Annotated in this window: 14 protein-coding genes; 2 read left to right on the top strand and 12 right to left on the bottom strand. The window is 65.8% G+C overall.

All coding sequences use genetic code 11. The features are described 5' to 3' along the window. Positions 1 to 9: 9 nt before the first annotated feature. The 5 genes from infB to C5F44_RS01340 form a co-directional block, all read right to left on the bottom strand. Positions 10 to 2,625 (bottom strand): translation initiation factor IF-2, encoded by a 2,616-nt coding sequence (gene infB, locus C5F44_RS01360; protein ID WP_107671693.1) that lies wholly within the window; start codon positions 2,623 to 2,625, stop codon positions 10 to 12. Further along, the gene (locus tag C5F44_RS01355; RefSeq protein ID WP_107671692.1) at positions 2,622 to 3,266 is read right to left on the bottom strand and encodes an RNA-binding protein; all 645 of its coding nucleotides are present in this window, start codon (positions 3,264 to 3,266) and stop codon (positions 2,622 to 2,624) included. Before C5F44_RS01355 ends, infB begins: the two co-directional genes overlap by 4 nt. Positions 3,267 to 3,291: 25 nt before the next feature. Then, positions 3,292 to 4,902: a transcription termination factor NusA gene (gene nusA / locus C5F44_RS01350; RefSeq protein WP_107671691.1), complete on the bottom strand. Its 1,611-nt coding sequence runs from the start codon at positions 4,900 to 4,902 to the stop codon at positions 3,292 to 3,294. A gap of 14 nt (positions 4,903 to 4,916) precedes the next feature. Beyond that, complete coding sequence (rimP, locus tag C5F44_RS01345; RefSeq protein ID WP_107671690.1) at positions 4,917 to 5,531, bottom strand: ribosome maturation factor RimP; 615 nt, start codon at positions 5,529 to 5,531, stop codon at positions 4,917 to 4,919. Positions 5,532 to 5,685: 154 nt separating this feature from the next. After that, the gene (locus C5F44_RS01340) at positions 5,686 to 6,312 is read right to left on the bottom strand and encodes a class I SAM-dependent DNA methyltransferase (protein ID WP_181318142.1); all 627 of its coding nucleotides are present in this window, start codon (positions 6,310 to 6,312) and stop codon (positions 5,686 to 5,688) included. 203 nt (positions 6,313 to 6,515) lie between these two features. On the opposite strand from C5F44_RS01340, the gene C5F44_RS01335 reads away from it, so the two are divergent. Continuing rightward, complete coding sequence (locus C5F44_RS01335) at positions 6,516 to 8,291, top strand: autotransporter assembly complex protein TamA (protein ID WP_107671689.1); 1,776 nt, start codon at positions 6,516 to 6,518, stop codon at positions 8,289 to 8,291. Continuing rightward, positions 8,291 to 11,815, top strand: coding sequence for a translocation/assembly module TamB domain-containing protein (locus C5F44_RS01330; RefSeq protein WP_107671688.1), 3,525 nt, complete (start codon positions 8,291 to 8,293; stop codon positions 11,813 to 11,815). The genes C5F44_RS01335 and C5F44_RS01330 overlap by 1 nt, the downstream gene beginning before the upstream one ends. A 97-nt stretch (positions 11,816 to 11,912) precedes the next feature. Here C5F44_RS01330 and C5F44_RS01325 read toward each other — a convergent pair whose 3' ends face one another. The 7 genes from C5F44_RS01325 to C5F44_RS01295 form a co-directional block, all read right to left on the bottom strand. Further along, a complete protein-coding gene (locus C5F44_RS01325) occupies positions 11,913 to 12,143 on the bottom strand; it encodes a hypothetical protein (RefSeq protein WP_107671687.1) in 231 nt (76 codons plus the stop codon). A gap of 78 nt (positions 12,144 to 12,221) precedes the next feature. Further along, complete coding sequence (locus tag C5F44_RS01320; protein WP_146161884.1) at positions 12,222 to 12,509, bottom strand: hypothetical protein; 288 nt, start codon at positions 12,507 to 12,509, stop codon at positions 12,222 to 12,224. 37 nt (positions 12,510 to 12,546) lie between these two features. Beyond that, the gene (locus C5F44_RS01315) at positions 12,547 to 12,771 is read right to left on the bottom strand and encodes a hypothetical protein (RefSeq protein ID WP_107671685.1); all 225 of its coding nucleotides are present in this window, start codon (positions 12,769 to 12,771) and stop codon (positions 12,547 to 12,549) included. Between the two features lie 145 nt (positions 12,772 to 12,916). Continuing rightward, positions 12,917 to 13,555, bottom strand: coding sequence for a YjbF family lipoprotein (locus C5F44_RS01310; RefSeq protein WP_181318141.1), 639 nt, complete (start codon positions 13,553 to 13,555; stop codon positions 12,917 to 12,919). Further along, entirely contained in the window at positions 13,552 to 15,666 is a 2,115-nt protein-coding gene (locus tag C5F44_RS01305; protein WP_235822474.1) for a YjbH domain-containing protein, read from the bottom strand. Before C5F44_RS01305 ends, C5F44_RS01310 begins: the two co-directional genes overlap by 4 nt. Positions 15,667 to 15,724: 58 nt before the next feature. Further along, on the bottom strand, positions 15,725 to 18,289 hold the full coding sequence (locus C5F44_RS18300; protein ID WP_181318140.1) for a polysaccharide biosynthesis protein: 2,565 nt from the start codon (positions 18,287 to 18,289) through the stop codon (positions 15,725 to 15,727). Further along, entirely contained in the window at positions 18,286 to 19,125 is an 840-nt protein-coding gene (locus tag C5F44_RS01295) for an NAD-dependent epimerase/dehydratase family protein (RefSeq protein WP_107671681.1), read from the bottom strand. Before C5F44_RS01295 ends, C5F44_RS18300 begins: the two co-directional genes overlap by 4 nt. Between the last annotated feature and the right edge of the window lie 43 nt (positions 19,126 to 19,168).

Genomic DNA, 19,168 nt, shown 5'->3' with positions numbered 1-19,168 from the left:
TGCAAGAGGTCAGCTCAGCGAACGCTGAACTTCCTCGCGCTCGAAGATTTCGATGACATCGCCAGCGCGGATGTCCTCGTAGCGTTCGAAGGCCATGCCGCATTCCTGGCCCGAATGCACTTCCTTGACCTCGTCCTTGAAGCGCTTGAGCGTCTTGAGCGTTCCTTCGTGGATAACCACGTTGTCGCGCAGAAGCCGCACGCCCGCGGAACGCCGTGCCACGCCTTCGGTGATCAGGCAGCCCGCAACATTGCCAGCGCCGGTGATGCGGAAGACTTCCTGAATCCGCGCATAACCAATGAAGTTTTCGCGAACTTCGGCCTTGAGCAGACCCGAGGCGGCTTTCTTGATGTCGTCGATCAGGTCGTAGATGATCGAGTAATAGCGGATCTCGACACCCTTCTGCTGGGCCGAGGCACGAGCCGTGGCATTGGCGCGGACGTTGAAGCCGATGATCGGCGCGCCCGAGGCTTCGGCAAGACCGACATCACTGTCGGTAATGGCGCCGACGCCATAGTGCAGCACGCGAACGCGAACCTCTTCGTTGCCAACCTTTTCCAGCGCCTGAACGATGGCTTCGGCAGAACCCTGCACGTCGGCCTTGACCAGAACCGGCAGCTCCGACACGTCCTGGTCGGCCTTGGCCTTGGCCATAAGCTGTTCCAGCGTGGTGGCGGCACCTGCGGCGGCCCGTTTGTCCTTGGCGGCCTTCTCGCGGTAATCCGCGATCTCGCGTGCCTGGGCTTCGGTATCCACCACGTTCAGCACGTCACCGGCTTCGGGCGTGCCGTTCAGGCCCAGCACTTCCACCGGAACGGCGGGGCCGGCTTCGGTGACGGTCTCGCCCTTGTCATTGACCAGCGCGCGGACCTTGCCCCACTTTTCGCCGACGACAAAGATGTCACCCTTCTTGAGCGTGCCGTTCTGCACCAGAACCGTCGCCACCGGGCCGCGGCCCACGTCAAGTTTCGCTTCGATCACGGCACCCGAGGCGGCCCGGTTCGGGTTCGCCTTGAGTTCCAGGATCTCGGCCTGCAAGGCAACCGCTTCCAGCAGGGCATCAAGGCCCTTGCCGGTCAGGGCCGAAACCTCGACATCCTGCACATCGCCCGACATGGCTTCGACCACGACTTCGTGCTGAAGCAGATCGGTGCGCACCTTCTGCGGGTTCGCGGAAGGCTTGTCGCATTTGTTGATGGCGACAATCATCGGCACCTTGGCGGCCTTGGCGTGGTTGATCGCCTCAATCGTCTGCGGCATCACGGCGTCATCCGCCGCCACCACGAGAATGACAATGTCGGTGACCTGTGCGCCACGGGCGCGCATACTGGTAAAGGCCGCGTGGCCGGGCGTATCGAGGAAGGTGATCAGCGCGCCATTGGCGGCCCGCACCTGATAGGCCCCGATATGCTGGGTAATGCCGCCGGCTTCGCCCGAGACCACGTTGGTCTTGCGGATCGCATCCAGAAGGCTGGTCTTGCCGTGGTCAACGTGGCCCATGATCGTGACGATCGGCGGACGGGTCTGCAGGTTCTCTGCCTTGTCCTCGACCGTGTCGATCACCTGTTCCACGTCGGCGTCCGAAACGCGAACCGCCTTGTGACCGAATTCCTCGATCACCAGTTCGGCGGTGTCGGCGTCGATGGTCTGGTTCATGGTGACCATCATGCCCATCTTCATCAGCGATTTCACAACATCGGCGGCCCGTTCGGCCATCCGGTTGGCAAGTTCGCTGACAACAATGGTTTCCGGCAGTTGCACGTCGCGCACCTGCTTTTCGGCCTTCATGCCCAGGCCAAGCGCCTTGGCACGGGCCTTTTCCTGTTTGCGCTTGATCGCGGCAAGGCTGCGCTGACGGCCGCCTTCGTCCGAAATCGCGTCGGACAGCGTCAGCTTGCCCGACTTGCGGCCTTCGTCACCGCGCTTGGCGCCACGGTCGGTGGCGCGGTCATCGCGTTCGCGGTCGGTCTTGCGCGGGGCAAGGCCGGGCTTGGCGCCATGGCTGTCGTCGCCGGCAGCCGGAGTGGCCCCCGGCTTCGGACGGCTTTGGCCGGTCGAACGGTCCGTCGGGGTTGCCGCGGCCGCTGCCGGGGCGGCAGGCTCTTCCGGCTTGGCCGGCTGACGGCGCTGCGTACCGAGGATGTCGGCCTTGCGGGCGGCCGCCTTGGCAGCAGCCTCGGCCTCAGCCTCGCGGCGGGCGCGTTCTTCTTCTTCGGCCTTGGCGCGCAGGGCAGCTTCACGCTGCCGGTCTTCGCGCTCCTTGGCTTCAATCTCTTCGCGGCGGCGCTGGCGATCTTCCTCACGCGCCTTCTCATCGGCGGCGCGCTTGGCAGCTTCTTCCTGCTCGCGCGCCTTGGCGCTGCGCAGCGCATCCAGACGCCGCTGCATCTCGGCTTCCGAGATGCCTGCGGGGCGCCGCGACGGATCCCCGACGGGCGCCGAAGCGGCGGCGCCGCCAGCGGTGCCCGAAACGCCGGGCTTCGCCGGCGCGGGCACAACCACGCGCTTGCGCTTGGTCTCGACGACCACCGCATGGGTGCGGCCATGGGAGAAGCTTTGCTTCACCTGACCGGAACGGGGGGCGCCACCCAAGCCCAGGGGTTTCTTGCCGTCAGTATCGCTCATGCGTCCTTCGTATCCTTCCCGGCGGTCTTTCCGCCGTCCTGCCTGCCCGCTTCATCCCGAAGCCCGGCAAGCCTTGCCGCTTCCTCTACAACACGGGTTGTGAGTCCACCAGCCGCAAGCGCCGCGTGTATGGCACGTTCGCGTCCGAAAGCCAAACCGATTTCCCCTGCCGAAAGGCAAGAAATCAGGCTGTTTTCACCATCTGGCGCCCGAAGCTTGGTCTTGCCGCGCTCCGACCCGTCTTCGGCCTGAATCAGAACCCTTGCGCGCCCCGAGACAAGCCAGTCTTTTACCTTCTCATAACCTGTCACCGCATCGCCTGCCTTGCGGGCCAGCGACAACAGATCAATCACCCGCCGCGTCATCAGCGTTTCAACCAGATCGGCCAGATCGGCCGGCGCCTTGACCGGCATCTTCGCGGCCCGGCTGAACAGGCCCTTGGTCGCCGCCCGGGCGATCATGGCGCGGTCGGCGGAAACATAGATGCCCCGCCCCGGCAGGCGGCCCGCCAGATCGGGCACCACCATATCTTCTGGTCCCACGACAAAGCGGATGAGCCCCGGCTTGGGGCCCACCGCACCGGAGACGATACACTTCCGCTCCGGTCCGTCCTGGTCTTTTTCCCGGCCGCCGCGTGTCATGGGCGGGGTTCCCCAGGGCCTGAGATCAGGCCCCGGCCTCCTCTTCAACTTCGGCCGGCTCTTCTTCCGCCGCCATCTCGGTCGGGTCGACCCAGCCCAGCATGACCCGGGCGGTCATCACCAAATGCTGCGCCTCTTCCAGGCTCATGTCGAACTTCTCAAGAATGCCTTCGTCCTTCTTGCGCTGACCATTCTCGGTGGTCCAGCCGCCCGCCAGTTCCCAGTCGGCGCAGGTGGCAAAGTCTTCCAGGGTCTTGATGCCGTCCTTGCCCAGCGCTTCCAGCATCTGGGGGGTCAGCCCTTCAAAGCCGATCAGGCTATCGTCCACACCCATGGCGCGGGCAGATTCCAGCGCCTTGCGGGCCTGTTCTTCCAGATAGTCGCGGGCGCGGGCCTGCAGCTCGTCTGCGGTGCCTTCGTCGAAGCCGTCGATCGACAGAAGTTCGTCCTGATCGACATAGGCCACTTCTTCCAGGTTGGTGAAGCCTTCCGCCACCAGAAGCTGGGCCATCATCTCGTCAACGTCCAGCGTATCCATGAACAGCTTGGTGCGTTCGGCGAATTCGGCCTGACGGCGCTGCGATTCCTCGGCCTCGGTCAGGATGTCGATGTCGAGACCCGTCAGTTGCGAGGCAAGGCGCACGTTCTGGCCCCGGCGGCCGATGGCCAGCGAAAGCTGCTCATCCGGCACCACGACCTCGATCTTGCCGGCGTCTTCGTCCACCACGACCTTGGACACCTGCGCCGGTTGCAGCGCGTTCACCAGGAACGTCGCCTGATCCTGGTTCCACGGAATGATGTCGATCTTTTCGCCTTGCAGTTCGTTCACCACGGCCTGCACACGGCTGCCGCGCATACCGACGCAGGCGCCGACCGGGTCAATGCCGTTGTCATAGGAAATGACGGCGATCTTGGCGCGCGAACCCGGGTCGCGGGCGACGGCCTTGATCTCGATGATGCCGTCATAGATTTCCGGCACTTCCATCTTGAACAGCTCGGCCATGAACTGCGGATCGGTGCGCGACAGGAAGACCTGCGGGCCGCGCACTTCGCGGCGCACGTCCTTGATATAGCAACGGATGCGGTCGCCGATGCGATAGGCTTCGCGGCCGATCTTCTCGTTCCGGCGCAGGATGCCTTCACCACGGCCGATGTCCACGATGACGTTGCCGTATTCCTCGCGCTTGACGACGCCGTTGATGATGCTGCCCTTGCGGTCGCGGAATTCCTCGAACTGGCGGTCCCGCTCGGCCTCGCGCACCTTTTGCAGGATCACCTGCTTGGCGCTTTGCGCGGCGATGCGGCCCAGATCAACCGGCGGCACCTCATCAACGATCTCGTCACCGATCTGCGGGTCGGCCAGATAGGTCTTGGCCTGCTTGACGGTCAACTGGGCGTGGTGATTCTCCAGCAGATCATCCTCGACCACGGTGCGAATACGGCTGAAGGACGCGCGGCCGGTCTTGCGGTCAATCTTGACGCGGATATCCATCTCGGCGCCGTAGCGCGACTTGGCGGCACGGGCGAGGCTGTCTTCCATCGCCTGGATCACCAGTTCCGGGTCGATCATCTTTTCCCGCGCAACCGCCTCGGCGGTCTGCAGAAGTTCGAGCTGGTTGGCCGAAGTGATTGCCATGGGTCGTGCCCCCGTCAGTGTTTCGTTTCGGGGGCGATGGTTTCATCATCTTCCCCGTCGGTTTCTTCGATTTCGTCAAAGCCGCCATCCTCGGGCAGCGCCACCTTCTTCTGGCGCAGCATTTCGGCGATCAGCTCGTCGGTCAGAATCAGCTTGGCGTCGGACAGCCATTCGAACTTCAGGCCGATGGTCACATCCTGACCACCTTCCTCGATCTCGATCAGCACCTCGTCGCCCTCGACGCCCATCAGCCCGCCCTTGAAGCGGCGGCGGCCGTCGATCAGTTCGGTGGTCTCGATCCGGGCTTCCCAGCCCTTCCAGACCTCAAAGTCCTTGAGCCGGGTCAGCGGACGGTCGATGCCGGGGCTGCTGACTTCCAGCACATACTGGTCTTCGATCGGGTCTTCCACGTCCAGCACGGCCGAAACCGCGGTGGAAATCGCGCCGCAGTCTTCGACACCGATGCCGCCATCGGGCCTGTCGGCCATGATCTGCAGCGTGCGCGTCACCTTGCCCAGCCCGCCCATCAGGCGCAGCCGGATCAGTTCGAAGCCCAGCCCTTCGATCACCGGGCCGACAATGTCGGCCAGGCGGCGGTCGATGGAGGTCTTGGCGATAAGATCGTTCATCCGAACCCTGTCAAAACAAAAAAGCGGACCCAGCGGCCCGCCCGTGTCTGCCGGTAGCTTCGAGTTTGGACCCCGAAACCGCTGTTGAAGGCCATATACGCCTTGTGACCCCTTGGCGCAAGGGCTGCGTGCGCAGCCCCTGCACCGGCAACTGTCACAGCTTGCGGAACACCATCACCAGCCCGCGGTCATCCTTGTGCGGGTGTTCGGCCCCTTCGTAGATGGGAATGTCGCGCCAGACGACGGGGGTGATCCGGCCGGCAGCCACCAGCCGTGCCAGGGCGCTGCCGAAACCGGCGCCGTCCAGCACCGGGCCGATGGTGCCGCAGGCAAACACCGCGCCGGGGCGGGTGATGCGCAGCAATTCGGGCAGACATTCCGGGCCGACATGGCCATGGGTGAAGGTGCCACAGGACACGATGGCGTCATAGGAACTGTCGGGAATGTCCAGCGGCTGCGTCAGATCCCCCAGACGCAGGCTGCGATACAGGCCCTTGGGCCGCGCGACATCAAGCATTTCGGGCGTGATGTCGATGGCATCAACCGTCAGGCCGCGCAGGTGTTCGGCGACAAGGCCAGTGCCGGCGCCGATGTCCAGGATCGCCGCCCGCGGGTCGATCTCTGCCCGCAGGATCGTCGCAATCTCGCGCGGGGCGATATAGCCCCAGGCGCGGCCGAAACTTTCATCATAGGTTTCGGCCCAGGCGCCATACATCTCGCGCGCCTCTTGTGGCCCATGAATCTCATAGGCTTCTTCCAGATCGTATCCGTCCAGCGACATGGTTTCCCCCGTGGTTCGGTGTGGCGACCACCAGACCATACCGGGGTGACAGCGGCATGACGGTGGCACATCGCGCCCGCGCCAGCCTGAGGCACCAAGACTTGTTGCCCTTTCCCGGCCAATTGCCATAGTTGGTGCCCAAGCTACCGGGGGTTGTCGTGTCGCGTGCCAGGTCTTTTCGTTGTCGGGTCTCGGGTGTTGCCATGGCATTTGCCTTGGCATCCGCCCTGCCCTCCTTTGCCCTGGACCGGCTGGACTTCACCGTTTCCTCGGGCGGCGACGCGGTTGAAAAGGCGGTGCGCGGCGCTTCGCTTCTGCTGGCACAACAGACCGACGGTGCCACCGATGCGCAGGACATGTTCGCGGCGGCCCGGTCGGATTATGCCCGCATCCTGGGCGCGCTTTATGCCGAAGGGCATTATTCGGCCGTCATCCACATCCTGATTGACGGGCGCGAGGCGGCGGGGATCGCCCCGCTGGACGCCCCGTCGCGGATCGGCACCATCACGGTGCGGGTGGACCCGGGCCCGCAATTCGCCTTCAGCACAACCCGCATTGCCCCGCTGGCCGGCGGAACCAAGCTGCCCGAAGGTTTTGCCCCCGGCCAGCCGGCCCGTGCCGGCGTGGTGGAAGATGCGGCGGGGGCTGCAATCCTGGCCTGGCGCGAAGCCGGCCACGCCCGTGCCAAGACCACACGGCAGGACATTCTGGCCAATCACGCCGATGCCCGCCTTTCGGCCGACATCGCGCTGGACCCCGGCCCCGAACTGCGCTTTGGTCCCACCATCGTGACCGGCGCCAAGCGGATGGAGGTGCAGCGGATCATCAAGATCGCCGGTCTGCGCCAGGGCGAAAGGTTCAGCCAGTCCGAGATGGACCGCGCCGCGCAACGGCTGCGGCGGTCGGGCGTGTTCTCCTCGGTCACGCTGACCGAGGGCGAAAGGCTGACGGCTGACGGGCTGTTGCCGATCAATGTCGCGGTGGCCGAACAGAAGCCCCGACGTTATTCCATCGGGACCGAAGCGGCCACCATCGACGGGCTGTCGCTGACCGGTTATTGGCTGCACCGCAACCTTCTGGGCGGTGGCGAACGGCTGAAGATCGACGCCGAAATCACCAACATCGGGTCCAGTGTCAGCGGTGTCGATTACGCCCTGGGCTTCACGCTGGACCGGCCCGCCACCTTTTCACCCGATACGACCGCCAGCCTGTCGGCCAAGATCGGCCATCTGGACGAGGTGGACTATGCCGCCGATTTCGCCAAGGCCGGGCTGTCGCTGACGCATTACTTCTCGGACAGCCTGACGATCCGCGCCGGCGTCGCCTATGAATACATTGATGGCAGTGACCCGGGCGGCGATTTCCGCTTCCGCAACCTTTCGCTGCCACTTGGTGCCACATGGGACCGGCGCGACAACACGACCGACGCGCACAAGGGGTTTTACCTTGATGCCACCGTCAAACCGTTCCTGGGCCTTGGGACCACCGGCTCTGGCGTGCGGCTGACCTTCGACGCCCGCGGCTACCGCAGCTTTGGCGCCAAGGACGGGGTGACGCTGGCAGTGCGCTTCCAGGGCGGTGCGATCCTTGGCAGCGATCTGCTGGAAACCCCGCGCGACGATCTGTTCTTCTCGGGCGGCGGCGGCACGGTGCGGGGGCAACCCTACCGCTCGCTGGGCGTATCCGTCACACGCGGCTTCGGCCCGGCCTTCATGATTGGCGGCACGCACATGCTGGCCGGCTCTGCCGAAGTGCGGACACGGATCACCGAAAAGATCGGCATCGTCGGCTTTGTCGATGCCGGGCAGATCGGGGTGGACGGGTTCGATGGCGTGCTCAGCGACTGGCACGCCGGCGCGGGCCTGGGCCTGCGCTATGAAACCGGCTTCGGCCCGATCCGGCTGGATGTGGCCGCCCCGGTGGGGGGCGACACGGGCGACGGGGTGCAGGTCTATATCGGTCTGGGGCAATCGTTCTGATGCGCGGCGTATTCCTTTCCTGCATCCTGATCACCTCGGCCGGCATCGCCGCCGCGCAAGAGGATGATCGCGGCTATCTGACCGCCTTTCTTGAGGACAACCTGTCCTCTGCCGGCCGCAAGGTGACGATCACCGGCTTTGCGGGGGCGTTGTCGTCGCAGGCCACCGTGCAGCGGATCGAGATTTCAGATGACAAGGGCATCTGGATCACGCTTGACGGCGTGGTGCTGGACTGGAGCCGGTCTTCGCTGCTGGCGGGCCGGGTCGAGGTGAACGCGCTGACCGCCGAGAAGATCGTGCTGCAACGCTGGCCCGCGTCTGACGAGGAAAGCCTGCCGTCACCCGAAGCCAAGGGGTTCAGCCTGCCCGAATTGCCGGTTTCGGTGAAGGTGGGCGAAATCGCGGCGCGTGAACTGGTGCTGGGCCCCGATATTCTGGGCGAGCCGGTCGAGGGCGTGGTCAGCGCCTCGGTCGAACTGGCCGGGGGTGAAGGCGACATCTCGGTTACCATCGAGCGCACCGATGACGGCCCCGATGGCAAGGTGACGCTGACCGCAGGCTATGCCAACGCAACCGGGCAACTGGACGTGGCGCTGGCCGCGGTTGAGGACAAGGGCGGCATCGCCGCGAAACTGCTGGGGTTGCCGGGGGAACCTGCCGTCGGGCTGACGCTGGATGGCACCGGCACGCTGGACGATTTCAACGCCAGTTTCCGGCTGGAAAGTGACGGGGCTCCACGCCTGTCGGGGCCGATCACGATCAAGGCCACCGAAGATGGGGCGCGCGATTTCGCGGCGCAGCTTCAGGGCAACCCCGCGCCGCTGTTCGTGCCGGAATATGCCGAGTTTCTGGGCGACCGCGTGGCGCTGGACGTTTCGGGCACCACCTTCCCGACCGGCCGCCTGCTGCTGGACCAGTTGCACCTGACAGCGCGGGCGCTGGACCTGCGCGGCAGCCTTGCGCTGGCCGATGACGGCTTGCCGCAGGCCTTTGATCTGACCGGCCAACTGGGCCTGCCAGACCGCAGCCCCGTTGCCCTGCCGCTGCCGGGTGAGGGGGTCACCCGCGTGGCTGCGGCGGATCTTTCGCTGAAGTTCGATGCCGCCACCGGCAACCTCTGGACAGCGCAGATCACCGTGGACGGGCTGGATCAGCCCGACTTTTCCGCCACCCAGGCCACGCTTTCCGGCGAAGGCCGGATCGAGCGGACCGCCGGCAAGGGCGGCGTTGACGGCACGCTGGATTTCCGGCTGACCGGCGCCGCCCCGCGCGATCCGGCGGTGGCGCAGGCCATGGGCGCCAACCTGGGCGGCAAGCTGGCGTTTTCCTGGGTCGAAGGCGCGGATGCCCTGTCGCTGCCGCAGCTTTCGGTTACCGGCGAAGGCTATGACCTGACCGGCGCCTTGCAGATGGAAGGCCTATCCGAAGGCCTGCGGACCAGCGGCACGGTCAAGGCGACGCTGGCCGATTTCGGACGGCTCTCGGGCCTGGCCGGGCGGCCGTTGGGCGGGTCTGGCACGCTGCAGCTTGAGGGGCAGGCCAGCGCCCTGAGTGGCGCCTTCGATGCGGTGATCGCGGCCACGACGCGCGGGCTGAAGGTTGGCCAACCCGAGGCTGACCGCCTCATGGCGGGCGATGCCACGCTGACCGCATCCATCCTGCGCGATGAAACCGGCACCCATCTGCGGGCGATGGATTTCGGTGCCGCCTCGGTCAAGGCCTCGGCCTCGGGCGAATTGTCGTCGCAGACAAGCACGCTGAAAGGCCGGGTCGATATTGGCTCTCTGGCCGACATTCGCCCCAGTCTGGGGGGCAGCCTGTCGGCCGAAGGAACCTTTGCCGGAGATGCCAGCAACGCCGCCCTGACTCTGACCGGCGATGCCCGCGGCCTGCGCATCGGCCAGCCCGAGGTTGACCGGGTGCTGGCGGGCGAAACGCGGCTGACCGCCGCAGCGCGGCTGGTCGATGGTGCCCCGCGCCTGGACAACCTTGATCTGGCCGGCCAAAGCCTGACCCTGACCGCCAGATCCGAAGGCAACGGTCCGCGTCTGCGGGTGGATGGTCGCCTGCGCGATCTTGCCCTGCTTGTGGCGCAGTTCCCCGGCCCCGTCTCGGTAACCGGCAGCCTTGAACCGCGCGGCACCGATCAGGTGGTGGACCTTCGCGTCACCGGCCCCGGCGGCATCAATACCCGTGTGGCCGGAACCGCAGGCGCAAGGGCAGACCTGACACTTCAGGGCACGGCGCAGGCCGGCGTGGCCAATGGCTTCATCGACCCGGTCAGCGTAGACGGCGCGCTGTCCTATGACCTGCGGCTGAACGGGGCCTGGGGCCTGTCGGCGCTGTCAGGCCGGGCCACGCTGTCGGGCGGCAAACTTGCCATTCCGGCGCGCGGCCTGTCGCTGAACCGTCTGGCGGTGGCCGCCGATCTGGGCAATGGCCGGGTGCGGCTGACCGCCACCGGCGAAGGCCCGCGCGGTGGGCGGCTGCGCGTCGATGGTCCCGTCGGGCTGACCTCGCCCTATCCGGGCGACCTGACGGTGCAGATCGACGGCCTGCGCCTGCGCGACCCCGAGCTTTACGAGACCATCGTTTCCGGCGGGCTGACGCTGAACGGCCCGCTGATGGGCCGAGCCCGGCTTGCCGGCGAAGTGAACGTCGGCGAGACCGAGCTGCGCGTGCCCTCGACCGGCTTTGCCACCGCGGCCGAGCTTGAGGCGGTGCGCCATGTGAACGACCCGGCGCCCGTGCGTGCAACCCGTAGCCGCGCGGGTGTTGGCGCCGCAGGGTCGGGTGGCGGAAGCAGCGCCTCGGGCGGCGGGATGCCCGACTGGGCGCTGGACCTGATCATTTCCGCCCCCAGCCGCATCTTCCTGCGTGGCCGCGGACTGGATGCCGAACTTGGTGGCACCCTGCGCCTTGGCGGCAGCCTGCGCGCCATCGTCCCCTCGGGCGGGCTGGACCTAATCCGTGGCCGGCTTGATATTCTGGGCAAACGTCTGGTGCTGACCGAAGCCTCGCTTGCGATGGAGGGCGACTTCATTCCCTTCCTGAAAGTTTCCGCCTCGAACGAAACCGATGGTGTCACCAGCACCGTCTCGATCGAAGGGCCGGCGAACGAACCTGTGGTCACCTTCTCCTCAAGCCCCGAACTGCCACAGGAAGAGGTGTTGTCCTGGCTGTTGTTCGGGCGCGGGCTTGATACGCTGTCGGCCTTCCAGGCGGCACAGCTTGCCAATGCGGTGGCCGTTCTGGCCGGGCGGGGCGGCGAAGGGCTGGTCGGGAAACTGCGCAAGAGTTTCGGCTTCGACGATCTGGATGTCGGCACCGATGACAGCGGCAGCGTCTCGGTCAAGGCCGGCAAGTACATTTCCAAGAACGTCTACACGGAAATTGATCTGGGCCAGGACGGCAACAGCCGTATCAACCTGAACCTTGATGTCAAACCCGGTGTCACCATCAAGGGCCGCGTCGATTCAGACGGCGACAGCGGTGTCGGGGTGTATTTCGAGAAGGACTACTGACGGCCGTCGATCAGCGCGGGACGTTCCAAAAAATATGCCGGGCCCGCCAACGCGGACCCGGCCATCACGACTGAGCGTGTTCTCCTGGGAGGTGATGTCAGTCCAGCGCGGGTTCTTCCCCCCGCTGCGGATCGTCGCTGCCGCCGCCGCAGGCAACGGCACAGAGCAGGACAAGGCCGATCAGAATCGGTAGGGCGCCAACGCTGGACGAGGATTGTTGTTGAACGACCTCGGGCTGGCCTTCCTCAACCACCACAACAGGGCCGCCGGCAAAGGCAACCGAAGCGCTGAGGGACAAGGCCGCAAGAGTGGCGACAATCTTCTTCATGGCAATTCTCCGCATGGAATTCAGGGCGCGTCAGGTTGGGCGGCAAGCCGAACTGCCGCCCACCCCCGCAAAATCGTCTTAGCCCGCAGGCTGCGGTTCCGGGTCGTCACTGCCACCACCGCAGGCGACGGCGCAGAGCAGGACAACCCCGATCAGGATCGGCAGAAAGCCGACGCTGGATGAGGACTGTTGTTGAACAACCTCGGGCGGGGGCTCTTCAACGACAACGACAGGACCACCCGCAAAGGCGGCCGAGGCGCCAAGGGAAAGCGCAGTGATGGCAGCAACAAGCTTCTTCATGGCATTTCTCCGGTTGGAAGTAAGGGCACTCTTGTCGAAACCGTTCTGAACCAGATTGGCGGTCAATTTTGTCTCACGACCGATCCGCCAATCTGCAGAAATGTTATTGTTCCTCGAGCTGCGGCTCCGGGTCGTCACTGCCACCACCGCAGGCGACGGCGCACAGCAGGACAAGGCCGATCAGGATCGGCAGGGCGCCGACGCTGGACGAGGACTGTTGTTGAACCACCTCGGGCTGGCCTTCTTCGACCACGACAACCGGGCCACCGGCAAAGGCGACGGATGCGCTCAGCGAGAGGGCTGCAATGGACGCGACAAGCTTGTTCATTCTGGTCTCCTCAAAAGTGATGTGTTCATAGAAAAGTTATATCTTTTGATAGCATCGTGTAGACGGTCAAAAAAGCCGGGGCATTTTTATGCGGGGGTCTGTGCTCAATTCCACACAGTTCCCAACATATTCTACTTGCGGAATACTACTCCTTGATCGTTTCAAACACCGCAAAGCCGGCGCCCGGACCGGCCCATTGCCGTGACGCCCGGACCGTTCGGCCATCAATCCAGTAATCCGATGTCAGCTTTCCACCGGATCTCTGGCAGGTTTCGCGCAGATGGCGAAGGTGCCGCCTAGCGGGCGCCTCATCCGGCACAGCCTCTGTGCTGCATGTGTAAGACCGCTGATCTACATCGTTTTCAAAACCGCTGACGAAGAAGGTCCGGCTGTAGGGCGCCCCCGTCCGCGCCAGTTGCGCCGGGGAAGGGGCGGCTGACGACATCAGATCAAGGCTGAGACCGCGCGTTTCGATCAGCACCCCGTCGCGGAGGCTGAAGGTGGCCCCGGTGGGTGCCTGCCAGGTTGCCACATCGCCATCGCGGTCGCGCAGCGTCAGATAACTGTCCAGCCCCAGCGCGGCGATCTGCACCCGCATCAGCGGCTTGTCATAGGCGGCAATCTCGGCGGCGGTCAGCGTGCTGCGGCCCGGCGCGGCCTGCTTTTTGCCACCGATTATCTTCTGCGCGCTGCCCATCACGGCGGTCAGCGGCGACTTGCCGCCGCAGCCGGCAAGAACAAGGCCGGCCGCCAGCAGAACGGCAAGGGGAAATGCGCGCCTCATCGCCAGAAGCTTCCCCATTGGTCGTCCAGCTCATTGCCCTGATAGTCGCGAATCGTCTCATACAGCCGCCCCGAGACGTTCAGCCGCGCGCCACCATCGCTGGAATAGGGCCGGAAGGTGCGGCTGACGCTGTTTCCGGCCTTGCGGCCCATCAGCCAGTCAAGCGGGATGGTGACGCGGATGCCCTTGTCAAACGAGCCCGGACCGAATTCCTCATCCGAGGCGTCGGTCAGCGTGGCAAAGGCGCCAAACCGCCAGCCGTTGGCAAACTCACGGTCCAGCGACAGGGTCGCGCCCACATCGCCGGCCAGGTACTTGCCGACGTCAAGCTGGCCGGAATAGCCGCGCCCGAAATCGTAATAAGCCGACACATGGCCGGTGGTGACCTCATAGTCGAACTCACCAAAGCCGAACCCGCCATCGGTATCCCGCTGCTTGGTGTGGTTCACCTCGACGCCCAGCGCCAGCCGGCTATCGACCGGCTTCCACAGCAGTTCGGCAGAAATGCCGGCGTGCATGGTTTCAAGATAGCCAACGGTGACGCGCGAATAGAAATTCTCGGCCGGCCGGGCATACCAGGCCAGCGTCAGCGATTCGAGCGCGGGTTCGCCGTTCTCCAGGTATTCGGCGCTGCGGCTGCGCACGGGCGGCAGCGGGCCCGGCGTTGCCGGGTCAGCCGCAGGCCGGCCAGTCAACGTCTGATAAACCGATCCGCCAAGGATCAGGCCCGGCTGAATCTCATAGGTGCCGCGCAACCGGAGACCCGCATCGCCCTTGAGCGAGGAACTCAGCCGCAACGCGGGCTTCAGGCTCCAGGTGAACTTGGGATAGCGATCCTCGGGGAAGACCAGGCCTTCGGGAACGGGGCCAGCATCGCTGATCACCACGCGGTCGCGGATCGCGGCATGGTTGCCGGCGATATGTTCAAGCGCCTCAAGATCAGACCGGCGCACGGTGATCTTTGACACACCAATACCTTGCGCCACCGGAACGATCTCGAACACCTCGACCGAGGCCGGCATCACATGGCTCATCGCACGGGCGACCCGGCCGATGACCTGCGCTTCGGGTTCGGCCCGGGTTGACCGGATGCGCAACTGCGCCTTGCCGGGGCTATAGGCCAACCCCTCGACCCGGATGCCATCAACCGCCAGCCGTTTGGCCAGGTTGGCCTGCAACACGGTTCCGGCGTCGGGCTGGGTAACCCAGCCACCGTCATAGGCCTCGGGGTCAGCGGAGCGCGACGGGCGCTTGCCAATCGCCACCGGGGCCCGGCCGCCGGGGGCGATGGCGGTCTTGGGGTCCAGCACAAGCTGGAAGGAAAGCCCGATCTCGGACCCGTACAGCGAATAGAGGCCGGCCTTGAAGAACCGGCCACGGCTGTATTCGACCCCAAAGTTCAGCGGGCTGTCCCGTTCGAACACATCCCGGGTTCCGGCGTATTCGGCATAGGCATCCGACGAATACTCGGCCTTGACCGTCCAGGCGTCGTTGATCTTCCATTCCACGCCGGCAAAGGCGGCGGCCGGGCCGGCGAACCAGTTTTCGGGTTCGGGCTTGCCGCCCAGACCGAAATCGCTGACCGGGCGCGCGCCGAAGGGTGACCCCATCGACCCGTATGACCCCAGCCGCCCCCAGCCCACGCCGGCGGTGACCTTCAGCCGGTCGCCAAAGGTCTTGGTTGCCGCGATATATTCCGCACCGTCCTTGCCGGTGTTGAACACGTCCTGCAGGCCAAGGGTCACAGACGGCAGGCTGTCGGTTTCCTCAAGCAGGGTGAACCGCAGGTCAAAGCTCTTACCTTCGTAGGTCGAGGAATCGCCGGGAAACAGCGCGTTCCAGTCGCCCACCCTTTCGAACCGATAGGTGGCGGCAACGCGGGACGAGATCTGAAAGCTGAGGGCGCCCCGGCGAATTCCGCCGAAATGCGAGGCGCTCATCGAAAAGGTGCCGTCGGGCTGGCTTTCGCCGGACGGCATGTCGATAACACCGGGAACGCCGCGGAAACTGAGCGTTGGCTTCATCTCGGCCTGCGCCGGAAAAGCGGTTGCCAAGGCCAGCCCCGAAAGGCAGGCCGCCATCCGCCATTGCCGCTGGGTCAGTCGCGCCAAACGTCACCCCCCTCATGCAACGGACAGGGCAATTCATGGCCCGAAACCCGTTATGCGTTCATATGCCGCCGGCCGCGTTCACCCGGCCTTTTCCGGCATCATGGGCATGGACGACCCCAAGCGCAAGCCGCCGTGCAGCCTCGGGACTGCCGGTCACGGCACAACGCCCGATTTCCTGCAGCATCGCGGCCACAGCCACAGGTTCAGGCGCAGCCTCCCGCGCCCGAAGGATGCGCGGATGGGGGGTGGGCAACAGCCCGTCGCCGATCAGCAACTCTTCATGCAGCTTTTCGCCCGGACGCAGACCGATCACGCGAATCTCGATATCGCCAGCCGGGTTCACGTCGTCGCGCAGCGTATAGCCGGCCGCCTGGATCAGATGTTCGGCCAGGTCGCGGATGCGGACAGGGCGCCCCATGTCCAGCACGAAGACATCGGCATCCGCCGTCTCCGCAGCGGCATCCAGCGCACCGGCCAGCAGGACCAGGCGGCAGGCTTCCTCGATCGTCATGAAATAGCGGGTGACATCCTCATCTGTCAGGGTAACAGGGCCGCCCCGGGCGATCTGGTCCTTGAACAGCGGAATGACCGACCCGGATGACCCCAGAACATTGCCAAAGCGCACGATGGCAAAGCGGGTGGTCTGGCTGCGGCGGGCCAGATCCTGCACCACCATTTCCGCCAGCCGCTTCGACGCCCCCATGACATTCGCCGGTCGCACGGCCTTGTCGGTGGAAATCAGGATGAAGCGGCCCACGCCCGCCTGTCGGCAGGCCGTGGCCAGAACGCGGGTGCCGGTGACATTGTTCACCAGCCCGGGCAGCGGGTTCGCCTCAACCAGCGGAACATGCTTGTAGGCCGCCGCGTGCAGAACGATCTCAACCTCATGCTGGCGCAATATCCGCTCTACCGTGACCGGATCGGTGACCGAGCCCAGCACCGGCACCACCTCGGTCCAGCCGTCGGCGTTCAGATCCGAAAGCTCGCGGTCGATCTGATACAGCGCGGCTTCGGACAGATCGAACAGCACCAGCCGCCGCGGGCGGCAGGCCAGCACCTGCCGGCACAGTTCCGCCCCGATCGACCCGCCCGCCCCGGTGACAAGCACATTGCGCCAGCCATAGCTTTCGCCCGGGTCGGGCAAACCTTTCACCACGGGGTCGCGGCCAAGAAAACGATCCGGCTGCAGTGCCGTCAGCGTGTCAACCAGCCGCTCGGTTCCCACCAGTTGCGCGAATGAGGGCAGAACCTGCACCTCAAGGCCCAGGGTCCGCAGGCGGCGGCCCAGTTGCGCCCGTTTCGGTGCCGAAAGATCCGGCATCGCCAGGATCACCCGCGCGATGTCATAGCTGCGCACCACATGGGCAAGCCGGTCCGGCGCGTGGATCGGCAACCCGCCCAGCCGCTGCCGCGCCAGCGAAGGATCATCATCGACGAAACCATAGACGGCAATCCCGGCATGGGATCGCAGGGCCGAGGCCAGTTGTTGCCCGGTTGGCCCTGCGCCATAGATCAGAACCCGCGTCTGCGGCTGCCCCGACCGCAGCGCCCAGCGCAGCAGCAGCAGCAGCGACAACCGGGCAGCCAGCGCCCCCAGATGCAGGATCAGCGAAAATGCCACCAGCCCGGCCAGCGGAAACTGCAAATCCAGCCCGCGGGTCATGATGGCCAGCGCCAATGTGACCAGCGCAGCCATGGGCAGCAGCCCTGTGGTGCCAAGGCTTTCATAGGTTTGCAGCTTGATCCGTGGCAGGCCAAGCGCCAGCGAGATGCCGGCGGTAACCAGCGCGATCAGCCCGAAGATTTCGCCATGGCGCAACAAGGCCGGGTCAGGCCAGGGCGCCGCGTGCACAACCGCGCCCGCCAGATACAGCGCGACGGGTGCCGAAATGATGTCGATGCCCCACAGCACCAGTTGCTTGGCCCGGCGTGACATCCGGCGCGACAGGACAAGCATCAGATGCCGCGGCATCCGCCCGATCCTGGCGCCTTGCCGGCGAACGCCACCCCTTGCAAGGCCCATCACCCGCAGCCCCGTTTGCACCAGGATATAGACATCCAGCCAGACCGAGGCCCTGCGCTGGTAAAGCAGATCCAGCCGCGCCTTTCGGGGAACGCAGCGACGGGCATAAACGGCATCGGTCTCGGCCGCGGTGCGGCAGCGGGCCAGAATCCGCCCTTCGTGCCGGTGAAAGACCAGCGTTGCCAGCCCGGTCAGGCCCGGGCGGCTGCGCAAGACTGCCGCGTAAAGATCGGGGAACCGCTCGACATAGGCGCGCAGGGGCGGGCGCGGCCCCACAAAGCTCATGTCGCCGCGCAGGATGTTCCAGAGTTGCGGCAGTTCATCCAGCCGGGCGCGGCGCAGGAACCGCCCTTCCGGCGTGATGCGGGCCGCCTTGTCATCGCCCGAAACCCCCTGATCGGCAACGCCGGCGGGCATCATCGTGCGGAACTTCCACAGCCGGAAGGGGCGGTCGGGGGCCGCCATACGCTCGGCAACATGGAACACCGGCCCGCCCCCGCGCGCCCACAGCCAGGCCGCGATCAGCAGGCCGGGCACGGCCAGCAGCACCGCCAGCACCACGGCAAGCGACAGGTCGAAGGCCCGCTTTGCCGGGGTCATGCGGCAACCTCCTGCCCGGACAGTTCGGCCAGCAGCCCTGCGGGCGTGGCCGGTGGCAACCTGACCCATCGCGCCAGCCGTTCGGTGTTCAGCACATGCGCCGCCACGACGGCCGGGTTGGGCGCGCCCCAATCCCAGACACGCCCGGAGGCGCGCAGCAGCGCGGCCATCGGCAAGGGCGGGTGTTGCGCAAGGTTCAGCAGGGGCGGCAACTGCCCCGCCGCCGCCAACCGCAGCAAGGCCGGCAGGCAAAGCGCCAGCGTCTGCGGCCCGATCCAGGACCGCAGCGGTCCATCGACCTGCCCCGGCACCGGGTCAAGGCGCAGGGGGGCCGTTCCACCCAGCCCGAACAGCGCATCCGCCCCCAGAACATTGCCGATTCGCAACGCCGTGACCGGCAAACCGCCAGAGGCAGCAAAGGCCGCTTCCTCGGCCTCAAGTTTTGATACTCCATAGGCGGAAACCGGGGCGGGTGTCTGGTCTTCTGCCGCAGGCAATGGCCCCGGGGCATAGACAGCCACGGTTGAAGCCAGAACCACCGCTGCCGCACCGCTGGCATGGGCGGCGGACATCAGGGCCGGGATCATACGGGGATTGGCGGCCATACCAGACCCACGCACCACGCCGGCGAGATGCAGGATCACCGCACCCCGTGGCAGGCCCGGGGCCGGGGCGGACAGCAGATCCCAATGAAGGCCATGCCCCGGGCACCGGGCCGACCACAGAACCGACAGGCCGCGCGGCGGGCGATCTGACCACACCCGCCGCAACAGCCCGGCCACCCGCCCGTTGGCGCCGGTGATGACCACGGTCAGGCTGTCTGTCTGTGCCGGCATGGACCACCCCCGATTCCGCGCGGCCACGGAACCACGCAGCCCA

Origin of the sequence: Fuscovulum blasticum DSM 2131 (assembly GCF_003034965.1) — a bacterium.
Classification (GTDB): Bacteria; Pseudomonadota; Alphaproteobacteria; order Rhodobacterales; family Rhodobacteraceae; genus Pseudogemmobacter; species Pseudogemmobacter blasticus.
The sequence above is the reverse complement of the archived record's forward strand: the minus strand, read 5'-3'. Positions and strand labels throughout refer to the sequence as shown.

Coding starts and splice junctions, on each gene's coding strand:
- C5F44_RS01335 (WP_107671689.1), top strand. CDS start 6,516: ATGGCATTTGCCTTGGCATCCGCCCTGCCCTCCTTTGCCCTGGACCGG.
- nusA (WP_107671691.1), bottom strand. CDS start 4,902: ATGGCAATCACTTCGGCCAACCAGCTCGAACTTCTGCAGACCGCCGAG.
- C5F44_RS01355 (WP_107671692.1), bottom strand. CDS start 3,266: ATGACACGCGGCGGCCGGGAAAAAGACCAGGACGGACCGGAGCGGAAG.
- C5F44_RS01295 (WP_107671681.1), bottom strand. CDS start 19,125: ATGCCGGCACAGACAGACAGCCTGACCGTGGTCATCACCGGCGCCAAC.
- infB (WP_107671693.1), bottom strand. CDS start 2,625: ATGAGCGATACTGACGGCAAGAAACCCCTGGGCTTGGGTGGCGCCCCC.
- C5F44_RS01340 (WP_181318142.1), bottom strand. CDS start 6,312: ATGTCGCTGGACGGATACGATCTGGAAGAAGCCTATGAGATTCATGGG.
- C5F44_RS01310 (WP_181318141.1), bottom strand. CDS start 13,555: ATGAGGCGCGCATTTCCCCTTGCCGTTCTGCTGGCGGCCGGCCTTGTT.
- C5F44_RS01315 (WP_107671685.1), bottom strand. CDS start 12,771: ATGAACAAGCTTGTCGCGTCCATTGCAGCCCTCTCGCTGAGCGCATCC.
- C5F44_RS01330 (WP_107671688.1), top strand. CDS start 8,291: ATGCGCGGCGTATTCCTTTCCTGCATCCTGATCACCTCGGCCGGCATC.
- C5F44_RS01325 (WP_107671687.1), bottom strand. CDS start 12,143: ATGAAGAAGATTGTCGCCACTCTTGCGGCCTTGTCCCTCAGCGCTTCG.
- rimP (WP_107671690.1), bottom strand. CDS start 5,531: ATGAACGATCTTATCGCCAAGACCTCCATCGACCGCCGCCTGGCCGAC.
- C5F44_RS18300 (WP_181318140.1), bottom strand. CDS start 18,289: ATGACCCCGGCAAAGCGGGCCTTCGACCTGTCGCTTGCCGTGGTGCTG.